Source organism: Streptomyces sp. NPDC008238 (assembly GCF_042956445.1).
Classification (GTDB): Bacteria; Actinomycetota; Actinomycetes; order Streptomycetales; family Streptomycetaceae; genus Actinacidiphila.
On record NZ_JBIBGK010000001.1, the window covers coordinates 167,163 to 183,567 of the forward strand.

Here is a 16,405-nt window from a genome sequence, read left to right on the forward strand (position 1 = left end):
CCGGAACGATTCCGTCGTTTAGCTTCCAGATCTCGCAGGACAAATGCCTGCGAGATTCTTCCGGGCGGAACGCCTAGTCCTGCCGCCGCCCGGACGCCGGATGACAAGACCGCACGGCAGGAGCGGGGGACCCAGGTAGTTTGCCGTTCCCGTTGGTCTCGGGACGGCTAGGGGTGAAGTCGCAGCGACATGCCTTTATGTGGCGTGCCATTTTGCGGCCGGGCATCTCCAGCCCGAACCCGACAGCTTACCTCGCAGGCGTCGGAGAGGAATTCGGCATGCCCGGTAAGGGAAAGCACCGTCGTCCGCGGAACACCCGTATCACCCGAATCAGCGCGCTGGCCGGCACCACCGGTGCGGCCGTGGCGCTCCCGATCGTCGGTGCCACCGGTGCCCACGCCGCTCCCGTGAGCGTCTGGGACAAGGTCGCGGCCTGCGAGAGCACCAACAACTGGTCCATCAACACCGGTAACGGCTTCTACGGCGGCCTGCAGTTCACCCAGAGCACCTGGGCCGGCTTCGGCGGCACGAAGTACGCGCCGCGCGCTGACCTCGCGACCAAGGCGCAGCAGATCGCCGTCGCGGAGAAGGTCCTTGCGACGCAGGGCCCGCAGGCCTGGCCCGTGTGCGGCCCCAAGGCCGGTCTGACCAAGGCGATGGCCGACCCGTCGGCCACCCCGGAGAGTGTCTCCGGCACCGCCGCGAAGCCCGCCGCCAAGCCGGCCGCTCCCGCCGCGAAGGCCGAGGCGCCGAAGTCCTCCACCAGCGCGCCGAAGAGCGCGGGCGGCTCCTACAAGGTCGCCGGCGGCGACACCCTGTCCAAGATCGCCGGCGCCCAGTCGGTCGAGGGCGGCTGGAAGCAGCTGTACGCGGACAACGAGTCGGTCATCGGCGGCAACCCGAACCTGATCTACCCGGGCCAGGTCCTGTCGCTGGGCGAGAAGGCCGCCACCGAGGCCGCGCCGAAGGCCGCGAAGGCGGCCCCGGCCGCCAAGCTGGCCGCCGCCAAGGCGGCCAGCGCCTCCGGCTACACCACCCCGCTCGACCGCGTCACCCTGGGAACGGCCTACCACCAGGCCGGTGCCATGTGGTCCAAGGGCTACCACACCGGTGTCGACTTCATCGCCTCGACCGGCACCAAGGTGAAGTCGATCGCCTCCGGCACCGTGGTCTCCGCGGGCTGGGGCGGCTCGTACGGCAACCAGGTCGTCGTCAAGCACGCCGACGGCCGGTACTCGCAGTACGCCCACCTCTCCTCGCTGTCTGTCTCGGCCGGCCAGTCGGTCTCCGCCGGCCAGCAGCTGGGCCTGTCGGGCGCCACCGGCAACGTGACCGGTCCGCACCTGCACTTCGAGGTCCGCACCACCCCCGACTTCGGCTCCGACATGGACCCGCTGGCGTACCTGCGCGCCCACGGCGTCAACGTCTGATCGAACCGATCCACCGTCATCCGGCGGTAGGCGTGTGCCCTGTTCCCCTCTTGTCGGGAACAGGGCACATGCCTTTGGTCTGTGACCGAAAACGGATCGAATATTTCCATTTCTTGTTCTTCTCGAACGGTCGGTCAGTAGCCTCTGACGCACGTGGTCGTGTCCACGACCACTCGTCCCGATCGCCGACCACGAGCTGGAGCCGTTGATGGAGCGTCCCGCCTGGGCCCCCCATGGCATCGATCTTTCCGTGCCGAGCGTGTCCCGGATCTACGACTACTACCTGGGCGGCTCGCACAACTTCGAGGTCGACCGGGAGGCCGGACGGCGGGCCATCGAGGCCTTCCCCGGGCTGCCGAAGATCATGCAGGCCAACCGGGCCTTCATGCGCAGGGCGGTGCGCTTCGCCGTCGGCCAGGGCATCACCCAGTTCCTCGACATCGGCTCCGGCATCCCCACCTTCGGCAACGTCCACGAGGTCGCCCAGGCGGCCAGTCCCGGCGCCCACGTCGTCTACGTCGACCACGACCCGGTCGCCGTCGCCCACAGCCGCGCGGTGCTGGAGGGCAGCGACGCCGCCGCCATCGTCGCCGCCGACCTGCGCTCGCCCCGCGACATCCTGGACAGCCCCGAGGTGCGCGGGCTCATCGACCTGGAGCGCCCCGTCGCGCTGCTGCTCGTCGCGGTCCTGCACTTCCTCGAGGACGCCGACGAGCCGGTCAAGGCCGTGGCGGAGCTGCGCGACGCCCTCGCCCCCGGCAGCCTGCTGGTCGTCACCCACGCCTCCGTCGAGGGAGGCCCGCGCGCACCCGAGGAGGGGGAGCGGGTCGAGAACGTCTACCGCAGCGCGAGCTCGCCGCTGATCATGCGTTCGCGGGCCGAGGTGGAGCGCTTCTGCGACGGCTTCGACCTCGTCGAACCCGGCCTGGTCTCCCCGCCGTTGTGGCGCCCCGACGGCACGGACGACGACGAGCTCGACCCGGTCGTCTTCAGCGGGTTCGCGGGCGTCGGCCGCAAGGCGTGACGGTGACGAGAGCCCCCGGCCCGGAGCCGGAGCCCGCCGACAGCCTGCGGCGCTTCGCGATCATCTGGAGCCGGGCGATCTATTTGGCCACCGCCACCTCCATGACGCGCGGCGAGTTCGAGGAGTACCTGCTCCCGCTCGCCGCGCGTCTCAACGCCGCCCTGCGCGCGCAGCCCTTCGACCCCCGACCGGCCGCGGAGGTCGGCGCCGCGCTGGTGGCGGCGCACTGCACCGACCCCCAGGCGCTGGCGCGGATCCTGGACGTCGTCGACGCCTACCTGCTCCTGTACTGCCCGCCCGGCCCCGCCCTCCCGCCGGAGGAGAGCCGCACCCGCTGCAACCGCCTGCAGCACTGGGTGGCCGCCGGATACGCCCGCGCCCTGCAGGAACGCACGCGGACGGAGCAGGAGGCCTTGTCCCGCGCGGCGCTCGCCGCCCGGGCCGCCACCGAACAGGCGCTGTACGAGAGCGAGGTCCGCTTCCGCGCGGTCTTCCAGGACGCCTCCATAGGCATCGGCATCGCCGACATGGACGGCCGCGTCCTGGACGTCAACGCCGCCCTCACCACTATGTTCGGCGGCCTGGAACACCACATCCGCAGCAGGAACGTCTACGACTGGGTGCACCCCGACGACGCCCCCGAGGTCTGGGAGATGCAGCGCCAGCTCAACCGCGGCGAACGCGACCACTACCGCATCGAGAAGGCCTACTACCGGCCCGACGGCACCGCCCTGTGGACCAACCTGACGGTCTCCCTGCTGCGCGACGCCGCCGGCACCCCGCAGTACATGCTCGCGCTGATGGAGGACATCACCGAGGAGCGCCTGCTCAGCGAGCGGCTGCGGCACGAGGCCACCCACGACGCGCTCACCGGACTGGCCAACCGCAACCTCTTCTTCGAGCGCCTGGAGCAGACGCTGAACGGCCCCGACGGCGTGGGCGTCGGCGTCTGCTACCTCGACCTGGACGGCTTCAAGGACGTCAACGACAGCCTCGGCCACGCCGTCGGCGACCGCCTCCTGGTCGCCGTCGCCGAACGCCTGGAGGCCTGCGTCACCTCACCCGACCAGCTCGTCGCCCGCATCGGCGGCGACGAGTTCGCCGCACTGGTCGTCAACCCCGCCAGCCGCGCGGACATCACCGGCCTCGCCGACCTGATCCTGGCCGCGCTCGCCGACCCGATCCGGGTGGAGGGCCGCGACCTGTCCGTGCGCTGCAGCATCGGCATCGTCGAGGGCCGGGCCGGCTCCCTGGGCCCCGCCGAGGTGCTGCGCAGCGCCGACATCACGATGTACCGGGCCAAGGCCGCGGGCGGCAACCGCTTCGAACTGGCCGACCCGGACTCCGACGCGCGCGCCATCACCCGGCACGGGCTGACCAACCGGCTGCCGACCGCGCTGGAGCGCGGCGAGTTCTTCATCGAGTACCAGCCACTGGTACGGCTCGGGGACGGCAGCGTCCGCGGGGCGGAGGCACTGGTGCGCTGGTGCCACCCGGTGCACGGGATCCTCGGCCCCGACCAGTTCATCCCGCTCGCCGAGAGCACCGGGCTGATCGTGCCGCTCGGCCACTGGGTGCTGCAGCAGGCCGCCTGGCAGGCCCGGGACTGGCAGTTCCCGCGCAGCGACGGCCATCCGCTGCGCATCAACGTCAACCTCTCGCCGGCCCAGCTCGGCCACCCCGGCCTCGTCCCGGAGACCCTCGCGGTGATCAAGGACGCCGGGCTGGAGCCGGCCGCGCTGTGCCTGGAGGTCACCGAGAGCGCCTTCATCGGCGCCGACGAGGAACTGATGCGCCCGCTGCGGGAGTTCGCCGAACTCGGGATGGCCATCGCCCTCGACGACTTCGGCACCGGCTACTCCAACCTGGCCTCGCTGCGTCGGCTGCCCATCACCACGCTCAAGCTCGACCGGTCCTTCACCCGCGGCATGCAGCAGCAGCCGGCCGATCCGGTGGACGTGAAGATCGTGGAGATCGTCGTCGACCTGGCGCACACCCTCGGGCTGTCGGTGACGGTGGAGGGCGTCGAGACCGGCGCCCAGGCCGAACACCTGCGGGCGCTGGGCTGCGACACCGCGCAGGGCTGGTACTACGCCCGGCCCGGCCCGCCCGACCGCCTCCACTCGCTCTCGCTGGTCGACACCACGACCTAGGCACACGTACCGAGGAACCCCAGCAGCGCGGCGTCGAACGCGTCGGGGCGCTCCAGGTTCGGCAGGTGCCCGGCGCCCTCGACGACCACGAGCCGCGAACCGCGCACGGCGGCGTGCATCGCCTCGGCCTCGGCGACCGGGGTGTACACGTCGTCGCGGCCCACCACGATCAGCGTGGGCACCCGGACCGCGGCCAGCACGGCCCCGTAGTCGGGCCGCCGGGCCCGGCCGCGCAGGGCCGCCGCCGCGCCCTCGGGGGAGGTGCCGCGCATCATCCGCAGCACGTGCGCGGCCACGCCGGGGAGCGCGGTGACGTTGCGGGGCGCGATCATCCGGTCCAGCACCTCGTCGGCGTAGCCGGACATCCCCTCCGCCACCAGCCGCTCCGCCATCGCCTCCCGGGCCCGTCGTCCCTCCTCCGTCTCGGCGCCCGGGAAGGTGTCGGCGAGCAGGAGACCGGTCGTCCGCCCGGGGAACAGCCGCTGGAACTCCATGACGATCTGACCGCCCATCGACAGCCCGCCGACCACGGCCTCCGCGACGCCCAGGTGGTCCATGAGGGCGGCGAGGTCGCGCGCGAAGGTCTCCAGCAGGGTGATGCCCGGGACCACCTCGCTCGCGCCGTAGCCGCGCAGGTCCGGTACGACCACCCGGCGGCCGGCCGCGGCGGCGGCCACCTGCGGCGCCCACATCGAACGGTCGAAGGGATGGCCGTGCACGAGCACCAGAGGTGTGCCGGAACCCTCCCCCTCGTCGTCGTACGCCAACGTCACACCGTTGACCACAGCCGTTGCCACGGGGATCTCCTCGCCTCGAAGGTGCCCGCTCCCGAAAGGGAGTTGACCGCGATGCTAGGTTCCCCTGCCTGCTCGGTGCAATAGGATCTTTGCTCTCGGTGCAATGCAGGGATCGCCTCGAAGGAGGAACCGATGGACGACTACCGCACGGCCGCGGACGCCGTCGCCGCCGACATCGCCGCCGGACGCCTGCGTCCCGGCGACCGGCTCCCACCGCAGCGGACGTTCGCGCGGCGGCACGGCATCGCCAACTCCACGGCGATCCGCGTCTACGCCGAACTCGCCCGCCGCGGCCTGGTCGTGGGAGAGGTGGGGCGCGGCACCTTCGTCCGTGCCGCACCGCCCGCCACGGGGCCAGCCCTCGCCGAGCCCTCGGCCCAGCGGATCGACCTGGAGCTGAACCACCCCGTCGCCGAGGGCCAGTCACGGCTGCTCGCCCCGGGCCTCGCCGCGCTGCAGCGCCCGGACGTCCTCGACGCCGCCCTGCGCCCGCTGACCGCCGCCGGCACCCCGGCCGCACGCGACGCCTTCGCCGCGCTGCTCGCCCGCACCGGCCCGCGCCCCGACCCCGGCCGCCTGCTCTTCGCGGGCAACGGCCGGCAGGCCATCGCCGCCGCCCTGGCCGCGCTCGTCCCGCCCGGCGGCCGGCTGGCCGTGGAGGCCTTCACCTACCCCGTGGTCAAGGCGCTCGCCGCACGGCTCCGGATCACCCTCGTGCCCGTCCCCGGCGACGAGCACGGGATACGCCCGGACGCCCTCGCCGAACTCCACCGCGACGCCCCGCTGCACGCCCTCTACGCCCAGCCCACCCTGCACAACCCGCTCGGCGTCACCATGCCGGAGCCGCGCCGGGCCGAACTCGCCGGCACCCTCGGCCGGCTGGGCCTGCCCGCCGTCGAGGACGCCGTCTGGGCGTTCCTCGCCCCGGACGCCCCGCCGCCGCTCGCGGCTTTCGCCCCCGACCGCGTGGTCCTGGTGGACAGCCTCTCCAAGCGGCTCGCCCCCGGGCTCACCGCAGGCGTCGCGCTCACCCCGCCGGAGCTGACCGCCCCGGTTTCCGCGGCCCTGCGTTCGGCGGGCGCGACCGCCTCCGGCTTCGCGCTCGCCGCCGCCTGCCACTGGATCGGCGACGGCGCCGTGGACGCGGTGGTGGCGGCCAAACGGCACGACGCGGCGGCCCGGGCCCGCATCGCCGCCGAACGCCTCGCGGGGTTCTCCGTCACGGCCGATCCGCGCGCCTGCTTCTGCTGGTGGCGGCTGCCCGGACGCTGGCGCGCCGACACCTTCGTCGCGGCCGCCGCCCGGCAGGGCATCGCCGTCACCCCGGCCGCCGCCTTCGCGGTGGGCCGCGGCAGCGCGCCGCACGCCGTACGGATCGGCCTCGCCTCGCCGTCGCCGCAGGTCCTGGGCGAGGCGCTGGACGTCCTCGCCCGGATCGCCGGGGGCCGACCCGAGGACAATTGCGCCGACTGATCACAAGCGGCGGCGAATCCTAGCGAGTCGCCCGCACATGCCTCTGGAAAATGCCCCAACTCACCTTTTTCGCGTACGGGATGAGTAACGTTCCGTGCTGTTCCGTATACCAGAAGTCGCGGCGAAGGGGTGCGCGTGCCCGGCATAGACGAGTGCCTGTCCGAGGCGCTGGCGATTCCCGGTGTGCTCGGGGCGAGCGTGGTCGACTGGAGCAGCGGCCTCCTCCTCGGGGCGGTCGGGCAGGAACCGGGACACGGCTACGAGGCGGCGGCCGCGGACACCACCGAGGCGGCGCGGGCGGTCGTGGAGGGCGGCACCTTCACCGCGAAGGAATCCGGAAGGGTGCCGGTCGAGGACATCATCATCACCGCCCCGGGGAGCTACCACCTCATCCGCTTCCTCGACACCTCCTTCGACAGCGACGTCATCCTCTACCTGTGGCTGGACCGTTCGATGGCCAACCTGGCCGTCGCCCGGCTGGGGCTGCAGGCCATCGCCGAGCGGCTGGTGCTCGTATGACGGGCACGGAGGCCGGCAGGCCGACGCTGGCCGTGCGCTCCCTGCCCCGGCGCACTCCGGCGCGCGGCGGCGCGCCGACCCAGGTCCGCGCCGGAGTGGTGGGCGCGTACGCCTTCACCGCCGCGCTGGCCCGGCTCGCCGAGGCGCGGGCCAGCGGGGCGCTGTACGGATCGGCGGGGGCGGTCTACCTGCGCGACGGGGCGATCGTCCACGCCGAGAGCCCCTGCGCCCCGGACCTCGGGGTGCGGCTCATGGCCTGCGGGCTGCTCTCCCCGGACCAGTGGCGCGAGGCGGTCACCACCGCGAGCGCCGAGCGCGGCGTCGGCGGGCACCTCGTCGACACCGGGCGGGTGGCCCGCGGGGAACTGGAGCTGTGCCACCTGCTGGCGCTCTTCGACGCCGCCTACTTCACGCTCCTGCCCGACTCCGAGCCCGACCGGTTCCAGCCGGGCGCCACCTCCCGGCTGGGACCCATCTCCCGGCCGGTCCCCGCCCAGCGGGTGGCCAGGGAGACACAGCGGCGCCGCGCGCAACTGGAGCGGGCCTGGCCCTGGGACGACACCGACGCCGGCCCCGTCGTCCCCCGCTCCGAGCGCGAGGTGCGCGGCGGCCGGGCCAGGGCCCCCACGCCCGCCCAGCTGGCGGTGCTGGCGGCTGCGGACGGTTCCCGTACGCCCGTGCAGATCGCCTGGCACCTGGGGCGTTCCGCTTTCGCGACCCTGCTGGACGTACGCCGGCTGGCAGCGAACGGCCGGATCAGCATGCCGGTCCGCGCCCAGGCGCTCCCGGCCCCGGCCCCGCTCCCGGCCCCGGCCCCGCCGCTGCCGCCCCCGCCGGCGCCCCCCGAGCCGCCACCGGCCCCGGCCCCGGCGCCGCCCCCGCCCTTCGTCCACGGTGGACCGCAGCCGGCGGTCCTGCCGTCCTCCGACCCCTCAGTCGCCCTGTTGCTACGACTTCGTGCCGCCCTGGAGGCCCGCCTGTGAGCGCCCTGCCGACCCGCCCGGCGCCCGCCGAACGACCGTGGAGGAAGGCTCTGCGGCAGCTCGCCGGAAGGAGACAGCTGGTGGCACTCGAAGCCGACGTACTGGCCGAACTCCGGAGCCTGCGGGCGAGGGTGCCGCACCTGACGGGCGGGCTCGTCGCCAGCGTCGACGGCCTGGTCGTCGCGCACGACCTGAGCGGGCCGGAGCCGGAGGGGGTCGCCGCGCTGACCGCGGCGGCGCTGGGCGTGGCGGCCCGGATCACGGAGGCCACCGAACGCGGCGGCTTCCGGGAACTGCTGGTCAGGGGGGACGGCGGCTACATCGCCGCCTACGCCGCCGGCGGCGCCATGGCCCTCGCCCTGGTGGCGGGACCCGCCTCCAACGTGGGCCGCCTCCACCTGGAGGCCCGTCGATCCAGTCGACGGATCGAGGATCTCGTCGACCTCGCGCTCCAACGTCAGGAGCGGAAATGACCGTACGACCCAGCTCACCAGCCGACAAGCCGCCGGGCACCGTACGCGGCCGCGCCGCCACCGGGCCCAGGCATTCGTCACGTCAGAGAACCCAACGACAAGGAAGCGAGACCGCAATGGCCAACACCGAGACCGCGCTGAAGGATGTAATGACGTCGATCGAGGGCGTCCTGGGCGTCGCTCTCGTGGACTACGGCAGCGGCATGGCCCTGGGCACCCTCGGGGGCTCCAAGGACCTCGACCTGACCGTCGCGGCCGCGGGCAACACCGACGTCGTCCGCGCCAAGATGCGCACGATGGAGATGCTCAACCTCAAGGAGCACATCGAGGACATCCTGATCACGCTCAATACCCAGATCCACATGATCCGGCTGCTGACCGGGCGTTCGGGCAAGGGCCTGTTCCTCTACGTCGCGCTGGACAAGGACCGCGCGAACCTGGCGATGGCCCGCCACCAGCTCAGGCGCATCGAAGCCGACCTGGAGGTCTGACCCGCCCCCGGCGAGCCCGCGGCCGACGGCGGCCCGGCACACCAGGCGCAGGCCGACGTGTGCCGGGCCTCGCCCTCGCGGGACCGGCTACCGGCTCGCGGAGGACGCCGACGCGGACGCGGACGCCGAGGGGTCGGGGACCGAGGGCGACGCGGCGGAGTGGCCGTGGTGCGCGCCCTCCTCGACCCTGCCGCCCAGCTTCTCGCGGACCGGCTCCAGCGCCTCGGGGTCGGCCTCCACCACCCAGCGCTCCCCGATCAGGTAGGAACCGCCGTACGGCTCCGCCTCCTCCAGCCACGACTTCTGGCCGGCGGCGCTGGCGAACGTGAGCATCACATAGGCACCGCGTGCCGTCGTGCACGCGCCCTGGCGCAGCTCCTCCACGTCGGTCTGCAGCTGCGGGGTGCAGCCGGCGGCCTCCCCGATCCGCTCCAGGGCGACGGGTCCGCCCGTCGCATCCGTGTCCTGGCCGCCGCAGCCCGTCACCGCCAGCGCGACGACCGCCACCGCGGCCACCTTCGGGCCCCACGCAGGGAACACGGACACCGGCATCACCTTTCGTCGACTCCTGACGCGGTTCGCTCACGTCCCGCACGCGCACCGCGCGCGTCGACGTTAACCCGAACGGCCCCATGACCCGTACAGCCTTGCGAAAAGCCGCCCCGCAGCTGTCCGGTGTGGAAAAATCCGCCGTCGCACGCTCCGGAGGGCCTGGCACCCCGTGACTCCGACGCCTCCGATCGGGCATACTCCAACGCGCCGAAGCCGCAGGTCGGACCATGCCGTGACCCGGCGGGAGACCATCGGTCGACGGTCGACGACCCGGCAGCGCCGCCACACCCTGAGCGGACGCCGCCGCAGCGCCCGACAGGGAGGAGAGTGCCGCCATGTCCCACGACGGCCTTCAGCCGGTGGACCGACAGCTTCCCACCGAGGAGGCCCGCGACCTGCTCGCGCTCGTACGCGAGCTGGCCCAGCGGGAGATCAAGCCCCGGGCGGCCGAGGAGGAGGACGCCGGCGTCTTCCCGCGCGAGGTGTTCCGCCTCATCGGCGAGGCGGGTCTGCTCGGACTGCCCTACCCGGAGGAGTACGGCGGCGGTGGCCAGCCGTACGAGGTGTACCTGCAGGTGCTCGAGGAACTGGCCGCGGCCCGGCTCACCGTCGGCCTCGGCGTCAGCGTCCACACCCTGGCCTGTCACGCGGTCGCCCACTTCGGCAGCAAGGAGCAGCGCACCGAGCACCTGCCCGCCATGCTCGGCGGCTCCCTGCTCGGCGCCTACAGCCTCTCCGAGCCCGCCTCCGGCTCGGACGCCGCCTCGCTGCGCACCCGGGCGACCCGCGAGGGCGACGCCTGGCGCATCGACGGCACCAAGGCGTGGATCACCCACGGCGGTGTCGCGGACTACTACACGGTGCTCGCCCGCAGCGGCGTCGAGGGCCCCCGCGGCATCACCGCCTACCTGGTGCCCGGCGACGCGGAGGGCCTGACCGCTGCGCTCCCGGAGAAGAAGATGGGCATGAAGGGCTCGCCGACGGCCCAGGTCCACTTCGACGGCGTGACCGTCCCCGACAGCCGCCGCGTCGGCGACGAGGGCCAGGGCTTCACCATCGCGCTGGGCGCCCTCGACTCCGGCCGCCTCGGCATCGCGGCCTGCGCCGTCGGCGTCGCCCAGGCGGCGCTCGACGAGGCGCTGGCGTACGGGATGACACGGCAGCAGTTCGGCCGTCCCGTCATCGACTTCCAGGGGCTGCGCTTCATGATCGCCGACATGGCCACCAAGATCGAGGCCGGCCGGGCGCTGTACCTCGCGGCGGCCCGGCTGCGGGACGCCGGCCGGCCGTTCTCCCGGCAGGCGGCCATGGCGAAGCTGTTCTGCACGGACGCCGCGATGCAGGTGACCACGGACGCGGTCCAGTTGCTGGGCGGCTACGGCTACACCGCCGACTTCCCCGTCGAGCGGTACATGCGCGAGGCCAAGGTGCTGCAGATCGTCGAGGGCACCAACCAGATCCAGCGCATGGTGATCGCCCGCAGCCTCGCCGGCCCGGAGAGCAAGGAGCGCTGACACGACGGTGCCGCGCCGCCTCGGCGGGGGCGGCGCGGCACCGTGGGTACGCGATGGGCGCGGGTCAGGCCGCGCGCTGGAACGGTACGCGGATCGGCCGCGAACCGGGGCCGCCCACGTGGGAGAACGGCTGCGTGCGCCAGTCCAGCCCGGCGGGGAGCGTCAGCAGGGCGCCCCACTCGGCCTCCTCGCCCTGCGCGTCGTCGTCGGACGGCGTGGCCTCGGCGGCGGGACGCCCCGAGCCGGGGCAGACCGTCAGGCCGAACGGGTTCCACGGCGAGGCGCACAGCGCGTGCTGCGGCAGGGCGTCCTCGTCGGCGAGGAGGGCGATCGGGCGGGCACAGTCGGGGCAGTGCACCCGGAAGATCTCATAACCCTCTTCGTCGAAGGCGTCGTCGGCGTCGTCCGCCGTCAGCAGCTCGAACGACTCGCGACGTTCGTGCTCCTCCTCGAGCACCGCCAGCGAGCGTTCGCCGCGGCTGTGTCGTGCATGGGTGCGCATGGGTGCATCTCCCCCTCAGAAGAACGCCCACCAGCGGGGCCGGCCGGGCGCTTGGCCTCGGCCATAGCGAGCATTTCCCGCCGTGCGCCCGCGGTAATCACCGCCACTCCGAAGAGCGTTGACATTGGGTGTGGCCTTCGTCACACAGCCGTCCGCAGGGGTTCTCCGTGCCCCCGCGGACGACGCCGTGCGCCCGCTCCGCGCCCTTCCGGCGTCAGTCCTCCGGGGTCGCGCCGGACTCGTGCGGGGGCGCCGTGCTTTTCCTGACGACCAGTCTGACGCCCAGCTCCATACGGGTGTTGCTCTTGTCGCCGGTCTCCTCGGGCTGCGAGAGCCGGAGCAGCATCCGGGCGGCCTCCTCGGCCATCTCGACCAGCGGCTGGTTGACGGTGGTCAGCGACGGGCTCGCCCACTGGGCGAGCGGGATGTCGTCGTAGCCCACCACGGACAGGTCGCGGGGCACCTGCAGTCCCTTGACCCGGGCCGCCTCCAGGACACCGAGTGCCTGCAGGTCGCTGCCCGCGAAGATGGCGGTCGGCGGTTCGGGTCGTTCCAGCAGGGCGAGGGCGCCGTCGTGCCCGCCCTGGACGTGGAAGTCCCCGTAGCGGATCAGGTCGTTGTCGACGGTGAGCCCCGCCATGCCCATGGCCGAGCGGAAGCCGTCGAGGCGGGCGAGGGAGCACAGCATGTCGTCGGGGCCGGTGATGATCCCGATCCGGCGGTGACCGAGGTCGATGAGGTGCCGGGTGGCCGCGACGCCGCCGGCCCAGTTCGCCGAGCCCACCGAGGGGACGTCGGGTTCGGGGTCGCCCGCCGGGTCGATGATCACGAAGTTGATGGCCCGTGACCGCAACTTTCGCTTGATGTCGTCGGGCAGCGAGGAGAAGACCAGGACGACGCCGAGCGGGCGGCGGCGCAGCACACCCTCGATCCACTCGGGGCCGGGGGCGTGCCGGGTGCCGCTCTCGGTGAGCACCACGCTCATGTTGCGGCTCTTGGCGACGTTCTCCACGCCCCGGATGAGCTCCATCGCCCAGACGCTTTCGAGCTCGTGGAAGACGATCTCGATCAGCCGCGACTCGGGCTGGGTGGGGGAGGGACGCTGGTAGCCGTTCGCCTCCAGCAGGCGTTCGACCTTGCTCCGGGTCGGCGCGGCCACATCGGGACGTCCGTTGAGCACCTTCGAAACTGTCGAAAGTGACACGCCCGCTTTCGAAGCCACGTCGGCCAGGGTGATCCTGCCCTCGGTCTCATCATCACGCATGCGGCACAGGATAGAGCACCGCCGTTCGGTAACGGTTTGGTCGCGTCAATTCCACGCTGTTGACCCCAGCGGAGGGGAAGCCTACGGTCCGTCGTCAGGCGAATTTCGGCAAAGCGGCCGAAACTTTCGAGAGGTCGATCATGAAGAAGCGTGCGTGGTTCCCCCGTGCCGTCGCCGGCGGCGCGACATTGGCACTGGGCCTGACCCTGACCGCCTGCGGCGGCGATGGCGCCTCCGCGGGAGGCGATTCCGGGACGATTCACGTCCTCGTGTACGGCGACTCCGCGAACAAGGTGGAGAAGGCGATCGTCGCCGAGTTCAACAAGACCTCGAAGGTCAAGGCCGTCCTCGACACGGTCCCCGGTGCGGACTACCAGCAGAAGCTGCAGACCGTCATCAACACCAAGCAGGCACCCGACGTCTTCTTCAACTGGGGTGGCGGCAGCATCCAGCCGTTCGTGAAGGCCGGCCTGCTGCTCCCGCTCGACGACTTCATCGCGAAGGACCCGGGCCTGAAGGACAACTTCCTGTCCTCGGTCTTCAACACGGCGGTCGTCGACGGCAAGTCCTACGGCGTGCCCATGCGCGGCACCCAGCCGGTCCTGATGTTCAACAACAAGAAGGTCCTCGCGGACGCCGGCGTGCAGCCCCCGCAGACCTGGGACGAGCTCATCGACGCCGTCAAGAAGCTCAAGGCCAAGGGCGTCACCCCGATCGCGCTCGGCGGCGGCGACCAGTGGCCGACACTGATGTGGTTCGAGTACCTCTACGACCGCGTCGCCGGCCCGGAGCTGTTCACCAAGGCGCTCGGCGGCGACAAGAGCGCCTGGGAGAGCGAGGACAGCAAGAAGGCGCTGGGCATGCTCAAGGAGCTCATCGACGCCGGTGCCTTCGGCACCAACTTCGACTCGGTGAAGTTCACCGACGGCGGCTCCCCGCAGCTCCTCGCCAGCGGCAAGGCCGGCTTCGAGCTCATGGGCTCCTGGGAGTACTCCACGCAGCAGGACGCCAGCCCGGACTTCGCCAAGAACGACCTCGGCTACACCAACTTCCCGACCATCACCGGCGGCAAGGGTGACGCCGCGAACGTCGTCGGCAACACCAACAACTTCTACTCGGTGCTGAAGAAGACCGAGCACCCGGAAGCGGTCGCGGACTTCCTCAAGCTGATGTACTCCGACGACTTCGTGAAGCAGCAGCTGGCCATCGGCAACCTGCCGACCACCACGAACACCACCAAGTTCCTCGACTCGGCCGACAACCCGGACTACCTGAAGTACCAGTTCGACCTGGTCCAGAAGGCGCCCTCGTTCCAGCTGTCGTGGGACCAGGCCTACCCGCCGTCGGGCATCACGCCGATCCACCAGGCCGTGCAGCAGTTCTTCAACGGCCAGGTCGACGCGGACGGCTTCATCAAGGCCATGCAGGCCCTGCCCACCTCCTGAGAGCGACGTCCCGCATGGTCTCCCTCACCGCCACCGTGACGGGCAAGCGACAGACGCAGCGCCCGGCCGGCCGCACCGTCGGCCGGCCGGGCCTCGCCTGGGCGCTCCCCGCCACGATCTTCTTCGCCCTCTTCGCCGTCGTACCGCTGGTGCTGGTGGCGGTCCTCTCCTTCACCAGCTGGAGCGGACTGGGCTCGCCCGAGTACGCGGGCTTCGACAACTGGGTCCGGGTCTTCCAGGACCCCGTGATGATCAAGAGCCTCTGGCTGAGCCTGGTGCTCACCGTGCTGGGCGTCGTCGTCCAGACCCCGCTGAGCATCCTGCTCGGCGTCTGGGCGGCCGGCCCCCAGCGCAACCGCGCCGTGCTGTCCGCGATCTTCTTCGTGCCGCTGCTGCTCTCCGCGACCGCCGTCTCGGTGCTGTGGCGCGCGCTGCTCGACCCCAACTTCGGCGTCCCCTCGCAGGCGCGCTGGCTGTTCGGCGACGGCAACCTCTTCGGCACGCAGACCGCCGCGATCGGCGTGCTGGTGTTCGTCAGCACCTGGCAGTTCACCCCGTTCCACGCCCTGATCTACCAGGGCGCGACCCGGGCGATCCCGCAGGTGCTCTACCAGGCCGCGCAGATCGACGGCGCGGGCACCGTGCGGCAGTTCTTCCACGTCACCCTGCCGCAGCTGCGCAACTCGATCATCACCTCGATGATCCTGATGATCGTCGGCGGTCTCACCACCTTCGACACGGTGCTGATCCTCACCCAGGGCGGCCCCGGCACGGACACCACCATCAGCGCCTACTACATGTACGACAAGGCCTTCAAGGGCTTCGACTTCGGCGCGGGCGCCGCGGTCGCCCTGATGCTCGTCGTCGTCGCCACCGTGATCTCGCTGGTCGTGGTCAAGGTCTCCGGCTACGACAAGATGGCCGGCACCAAGGAGGGGCTCTGATGAGGCGACGCCCCAACTACCTGGCGGGAATAGGCGCCCTGCTGTGGCTGGCGCTCGTGGGCCTGCCGCTGTACGTCATGCTCGGCGCCACCGTGCAGACGCGCGAGGCGTACAGCGCGGGCGGCCCGCTGGCCTTCCCCCGCTCCTTCACGCTGGACAACTACGTCCAGGACTTCAGCAACGGCTTCGGGCAGTACTTCCTCAACACGGTCGTCGTCACGGTCAGCGTGGTGGCCATCGTGCTGCTGCTCGTACCGCCGCTGGCGTTCACCATCGTCCGCAACCGGGGCCGCGGCACCTCCGGGGTGTTCCGGCTCTTCCTGCTGGGCCTGGCCATCCCGGCGCAGGCCGTGATCGTCCCGATGTTCTACGTCATCAGCAAGGCCGGGCTCTACGACAACCTCATCGGCGTCATCCTGCCGACGGCGGCGTTCTGCCTGCCGGTCTGCACGCTGATCCTCACCGGCACGATGCGCGACATCACCTCCGACCTGTTCGAGGCGATGGCCATGGACGGCGCGTCCGTCCGGCGGACCTTCTTCCAGCTCGTCCTGCCGCTGTCCGGCAGCGGACTGTCGACGATCGTCGTCTTCTCCGCCCTGCAGGCGTGGAACGGCTTCCTGTTCCCCCTGGTGCTCACCCAGTCCGAGGGGACCAAGGTGATCACGCTGGGCCTCTACAACTTCCGGACCCAGTACGGCATCAACATCCCCGGCCTGCTGGCCGCCGTGGTGCTGTCCACGATCCCCGTCCTGCTCGTCTACCTGTTCGCCCGCCGTGCCCTGGTCCAGGGGCTCATGGGCGTCGGAGGAAAGTGAACGACAACGTGACCGCCGACTCC

16 protein-coding genes and 1 riboswitch are annotated in these 16,405 nt (G+C 71.9%); of the genes, 12 read left to right on the forward strand and 4 right to left on the reverse strand.

Annotated features, from left to right (window positions below):
* The first annotated feature begins 84 nt into the window (after positions 1–84).
* A riboswitch (cyclic di-AMP (ydaO/yuaA leader) is annotated at positions 85–276 on the forward strand.
* A gap of 2 nt (positions 277–278) precedes the next feature.
* From ACFZAU_RS00775 to ACFZAU_RS00785, 3 genes are all read left to right on the forward strand, one after another.
* Positions 279–1,430 (forward strand): transglycosylase family protein, encoded by a 1,152-nt coding sequence (locus ACFZAU_RS00775; RefSeq protein WP_500550442.1) that lies wholly within the window; start codon positions 279–281, stop codon positions 1,428–1,430.
* Between the two features lie 208 nt (positions 1,431–1,638).
* Positions 1,639–2,454 carry an SAM-dependent methyltransferase gene (locus tag ACFZAU_RS00780; protein WP_500550443.1) on the forward strand — a complete coding sequence of 272 codons (816 nt, stop codon included), beginning with the start codon at positions 1,639–1,641 and terminating at the stop codon, positions 2,452–2,454.
* The gene (locus ACFZAU_RS00785) at positions 2,451–4,607 is read left to right on the forward strand and encodes a putative bifunctional diguanylate cyclase/phosphodiesterase (RefSeq protein WP_500550444.1); all 2,157 of its coding nucleotides are present in this window, start codon (positions 2,451–2,453) and stop codon (positions 4,605–4,607) included. The genes ACFZAU_RS00780 and ACFZAU_RS00785 overlap by 4 nt, the downstream gene beginning before the upstream one ends.
* Here ACFZAU_RS00785 and ACFZAU_RS00790 read toward each other — a convergent pair.
* Positions 4,604–5,404 carry an alpha/beta fold hydrolase gene (locus ACFZAU_RS00790; RefSeq protein WP_500550445.1) on the reverse strand — a complete coding sequence of 267 codons (801 nt, stop codon included), beginning with the start codon at positions 5,402–5,404 and terminating at the stop codon, positions 4,604–4,606. The genes ACFZAU_RS00785 and ACFZAU_RS00790 overlap by 4 nt on opposite strands.
* 132 nt (positions 5,405–5,536) lie before the next feature.
* Here ACFZAU_RS00790 and ACFZAU_RS00795 point away from each other — a divergent pair, with 132 nt between their 5' ends.
* The 5 genes from ACFZAU_RS00795 (at position 5,537) to ACFZAU_RS00815 (ending at position 9,343) form a co-directional block, all read left to right on the forward strand.
* Complete coding sequence (locus ACFZAU_RS00795) at positions 5,537–6,877, forward strand: aminotransferase-like domain-containing protein (protein ID WP_500550446.1); 1,341 nt, start codon at positions 5,537–5,539, stop codon at positions 6,875–6,877.
* Between the two features lie 135 nt (positions 6,878–7,012).
* Positions 7,013–7,396, forward strand: coding sequence for a hypothetical protein (locus tag ACFZAU_RS00800; RefSeq protein ID WP_499603050.1), 384 nt, complete (start codon positions 7,013–7,015; stop codon positions 7,394–7,396).
* Positions 7,393–8,379 carry a transcriptional regulator gene (locus tag ACFZAU_RS00805; RefSeq protein WP_500550447.1) on the forward strand — a complete coding sequence of 329 codons (987 nt, stop codon included), beginning with the start codon at positions 7,393–7,395 and terminating at the stop codon, positions 8,377–8,379. Before ACFZAU_RS00800 ends, ACFZAU_RS00805 begins: the two co-directional genes overlap by 4 nt.
* Positions 8,380–8,459: 80 nt before the next feature.
* Complete coding sequence (locus tag ACFZAU_RS00810) at positions 8,460–8,852, forward strand: roadblock/LC7 domain-containing protein (RefSeq protein WP_499603048.1); 393 nt, start codon at positions 8,460–8,462, stop codon at positions 8,850–8,852.
* 116 nt (positions 8,853–8,968) lie between these two features.
* Positions 8,969–9,343, forward strand: coding sequence for a hypothetical protein (locus ACFZAU_RS00815; protein WP_089223338.1), 375 nt, complete (start codon positions 8,969–8,971; stop codon positions 9,341–9,343).
* Positions 9,344–9,430: 87 nt separating this feature from the next.
* On the opposite strand, the gene ACFZAU_RS00820 is transcribed toward ACFZAU_RS00815, so the two are convergent.
* Positions 9,431–9,889 carry a hypothetical protein gene (locus ACFZAU_RS00820; protein ID WP_500550448.1) on the reverse strand — a complete coding sequence of 153 codons (459 nt, stop codon included), beginning with the start codon at positions 9,887–9,889 and terminating at the stop codon, positions 9,431–9,433.
* 341 nt (positions 9,890–10,230) lie between these two features.
* Here ACFZAU_RS00820 and ACFZAU_RS00825 point away from each other — a divergent pair, with 341 nt between their 5' ends.
* Positions 10,231–11,409 carry an acyl-CoA dehydrogenase family protein gene (locus tag ACFZAU_RS00825; protein ID WP_500550449.1) on the forward strand — a complete coding sequence of 393 codons (1,179 nt, stop codon included), beginning with the start codon at positions 10,231–10,233 and terminating at the stop codon, positions 11,407–11,409.
* Positions 11,410–11,473: 64 nt separating this feature from the next.
* Here the strand turns inward: ACFZAU_RS00825 and ACFZAU_RS00830 are convergent, their stop codons facing one another.
* Complete coding sequence (locus tag ACFZAU_RS00830) at positions 11,474–11,911, reverse strand: hypothetical protein (protein WP_500550450.1); 438 nt, start codon at positions 11,909–11,911, stop codon at positions 11,474–11,476.
* Between the two features lie 214 nt (positions 11,912–12,125).
* A complete protein-coding gene (locus tag ACFZAU_RS00835; RefSeq protein ID WP_500550451.1) occupies positions 12,126–13,175 on the reverse strand; it encodes a LacI family DNA-binding transcriptional regulator in 1,050 nt (349 codons plus the stop codon).
* Positions 13,176–13,315: 140 nt separating this feature from the next.
* Here ACFZAU_RS00835 and ACFZAU_RS00840 point away from each other — a divergent pair, with 140 nt between their 5' ends.
* From ACFZAU_RS00840 to ACFZAU_RS00850, 3 genes are read left to right on the forward strand one after another with little or no spacing between them, the layout of a single operon-like run.
* A complete protein-coding gene (locus ACFZAU_RS00840) occupies positions 13,316–14,620 on the forward strand; it encodes an ABC transporter substrate-binding protein (RefSeq protein WP_500550452.1) in 1,305 nt (434 codons plus the stop codon).
* Positions 14,621–14,634: 14 nt separating this feature from the next.
* On the forward strand, positions 14,635–15,564 hold the full coding sequence (locus tag ACFZAU_RS00845; protein WP_500550453.1) for a carbohydrate ABC transporter permease: 930 nt from the start codon (positions 14,635–14,637) through the stop codon (positions 15,562–15,564).
* Positions 15,564–16,382, forward strand: a complete 819-nt coding sequence (locus tag ACFZAU_RS00850; RefSeq protein WP_500550454.1) for a carbohydrate ABC transporter permease — start codon at positions 15,564–15,566, stop codon at positions 16,380–16,382. Before ACFZAU_RS00845 ends, ACFZAU_RS00850 begins: the two co-directional genes overlap by 1 nt.
* Positions 16,383–16,405: the final 23 nt, after the last annotated feature.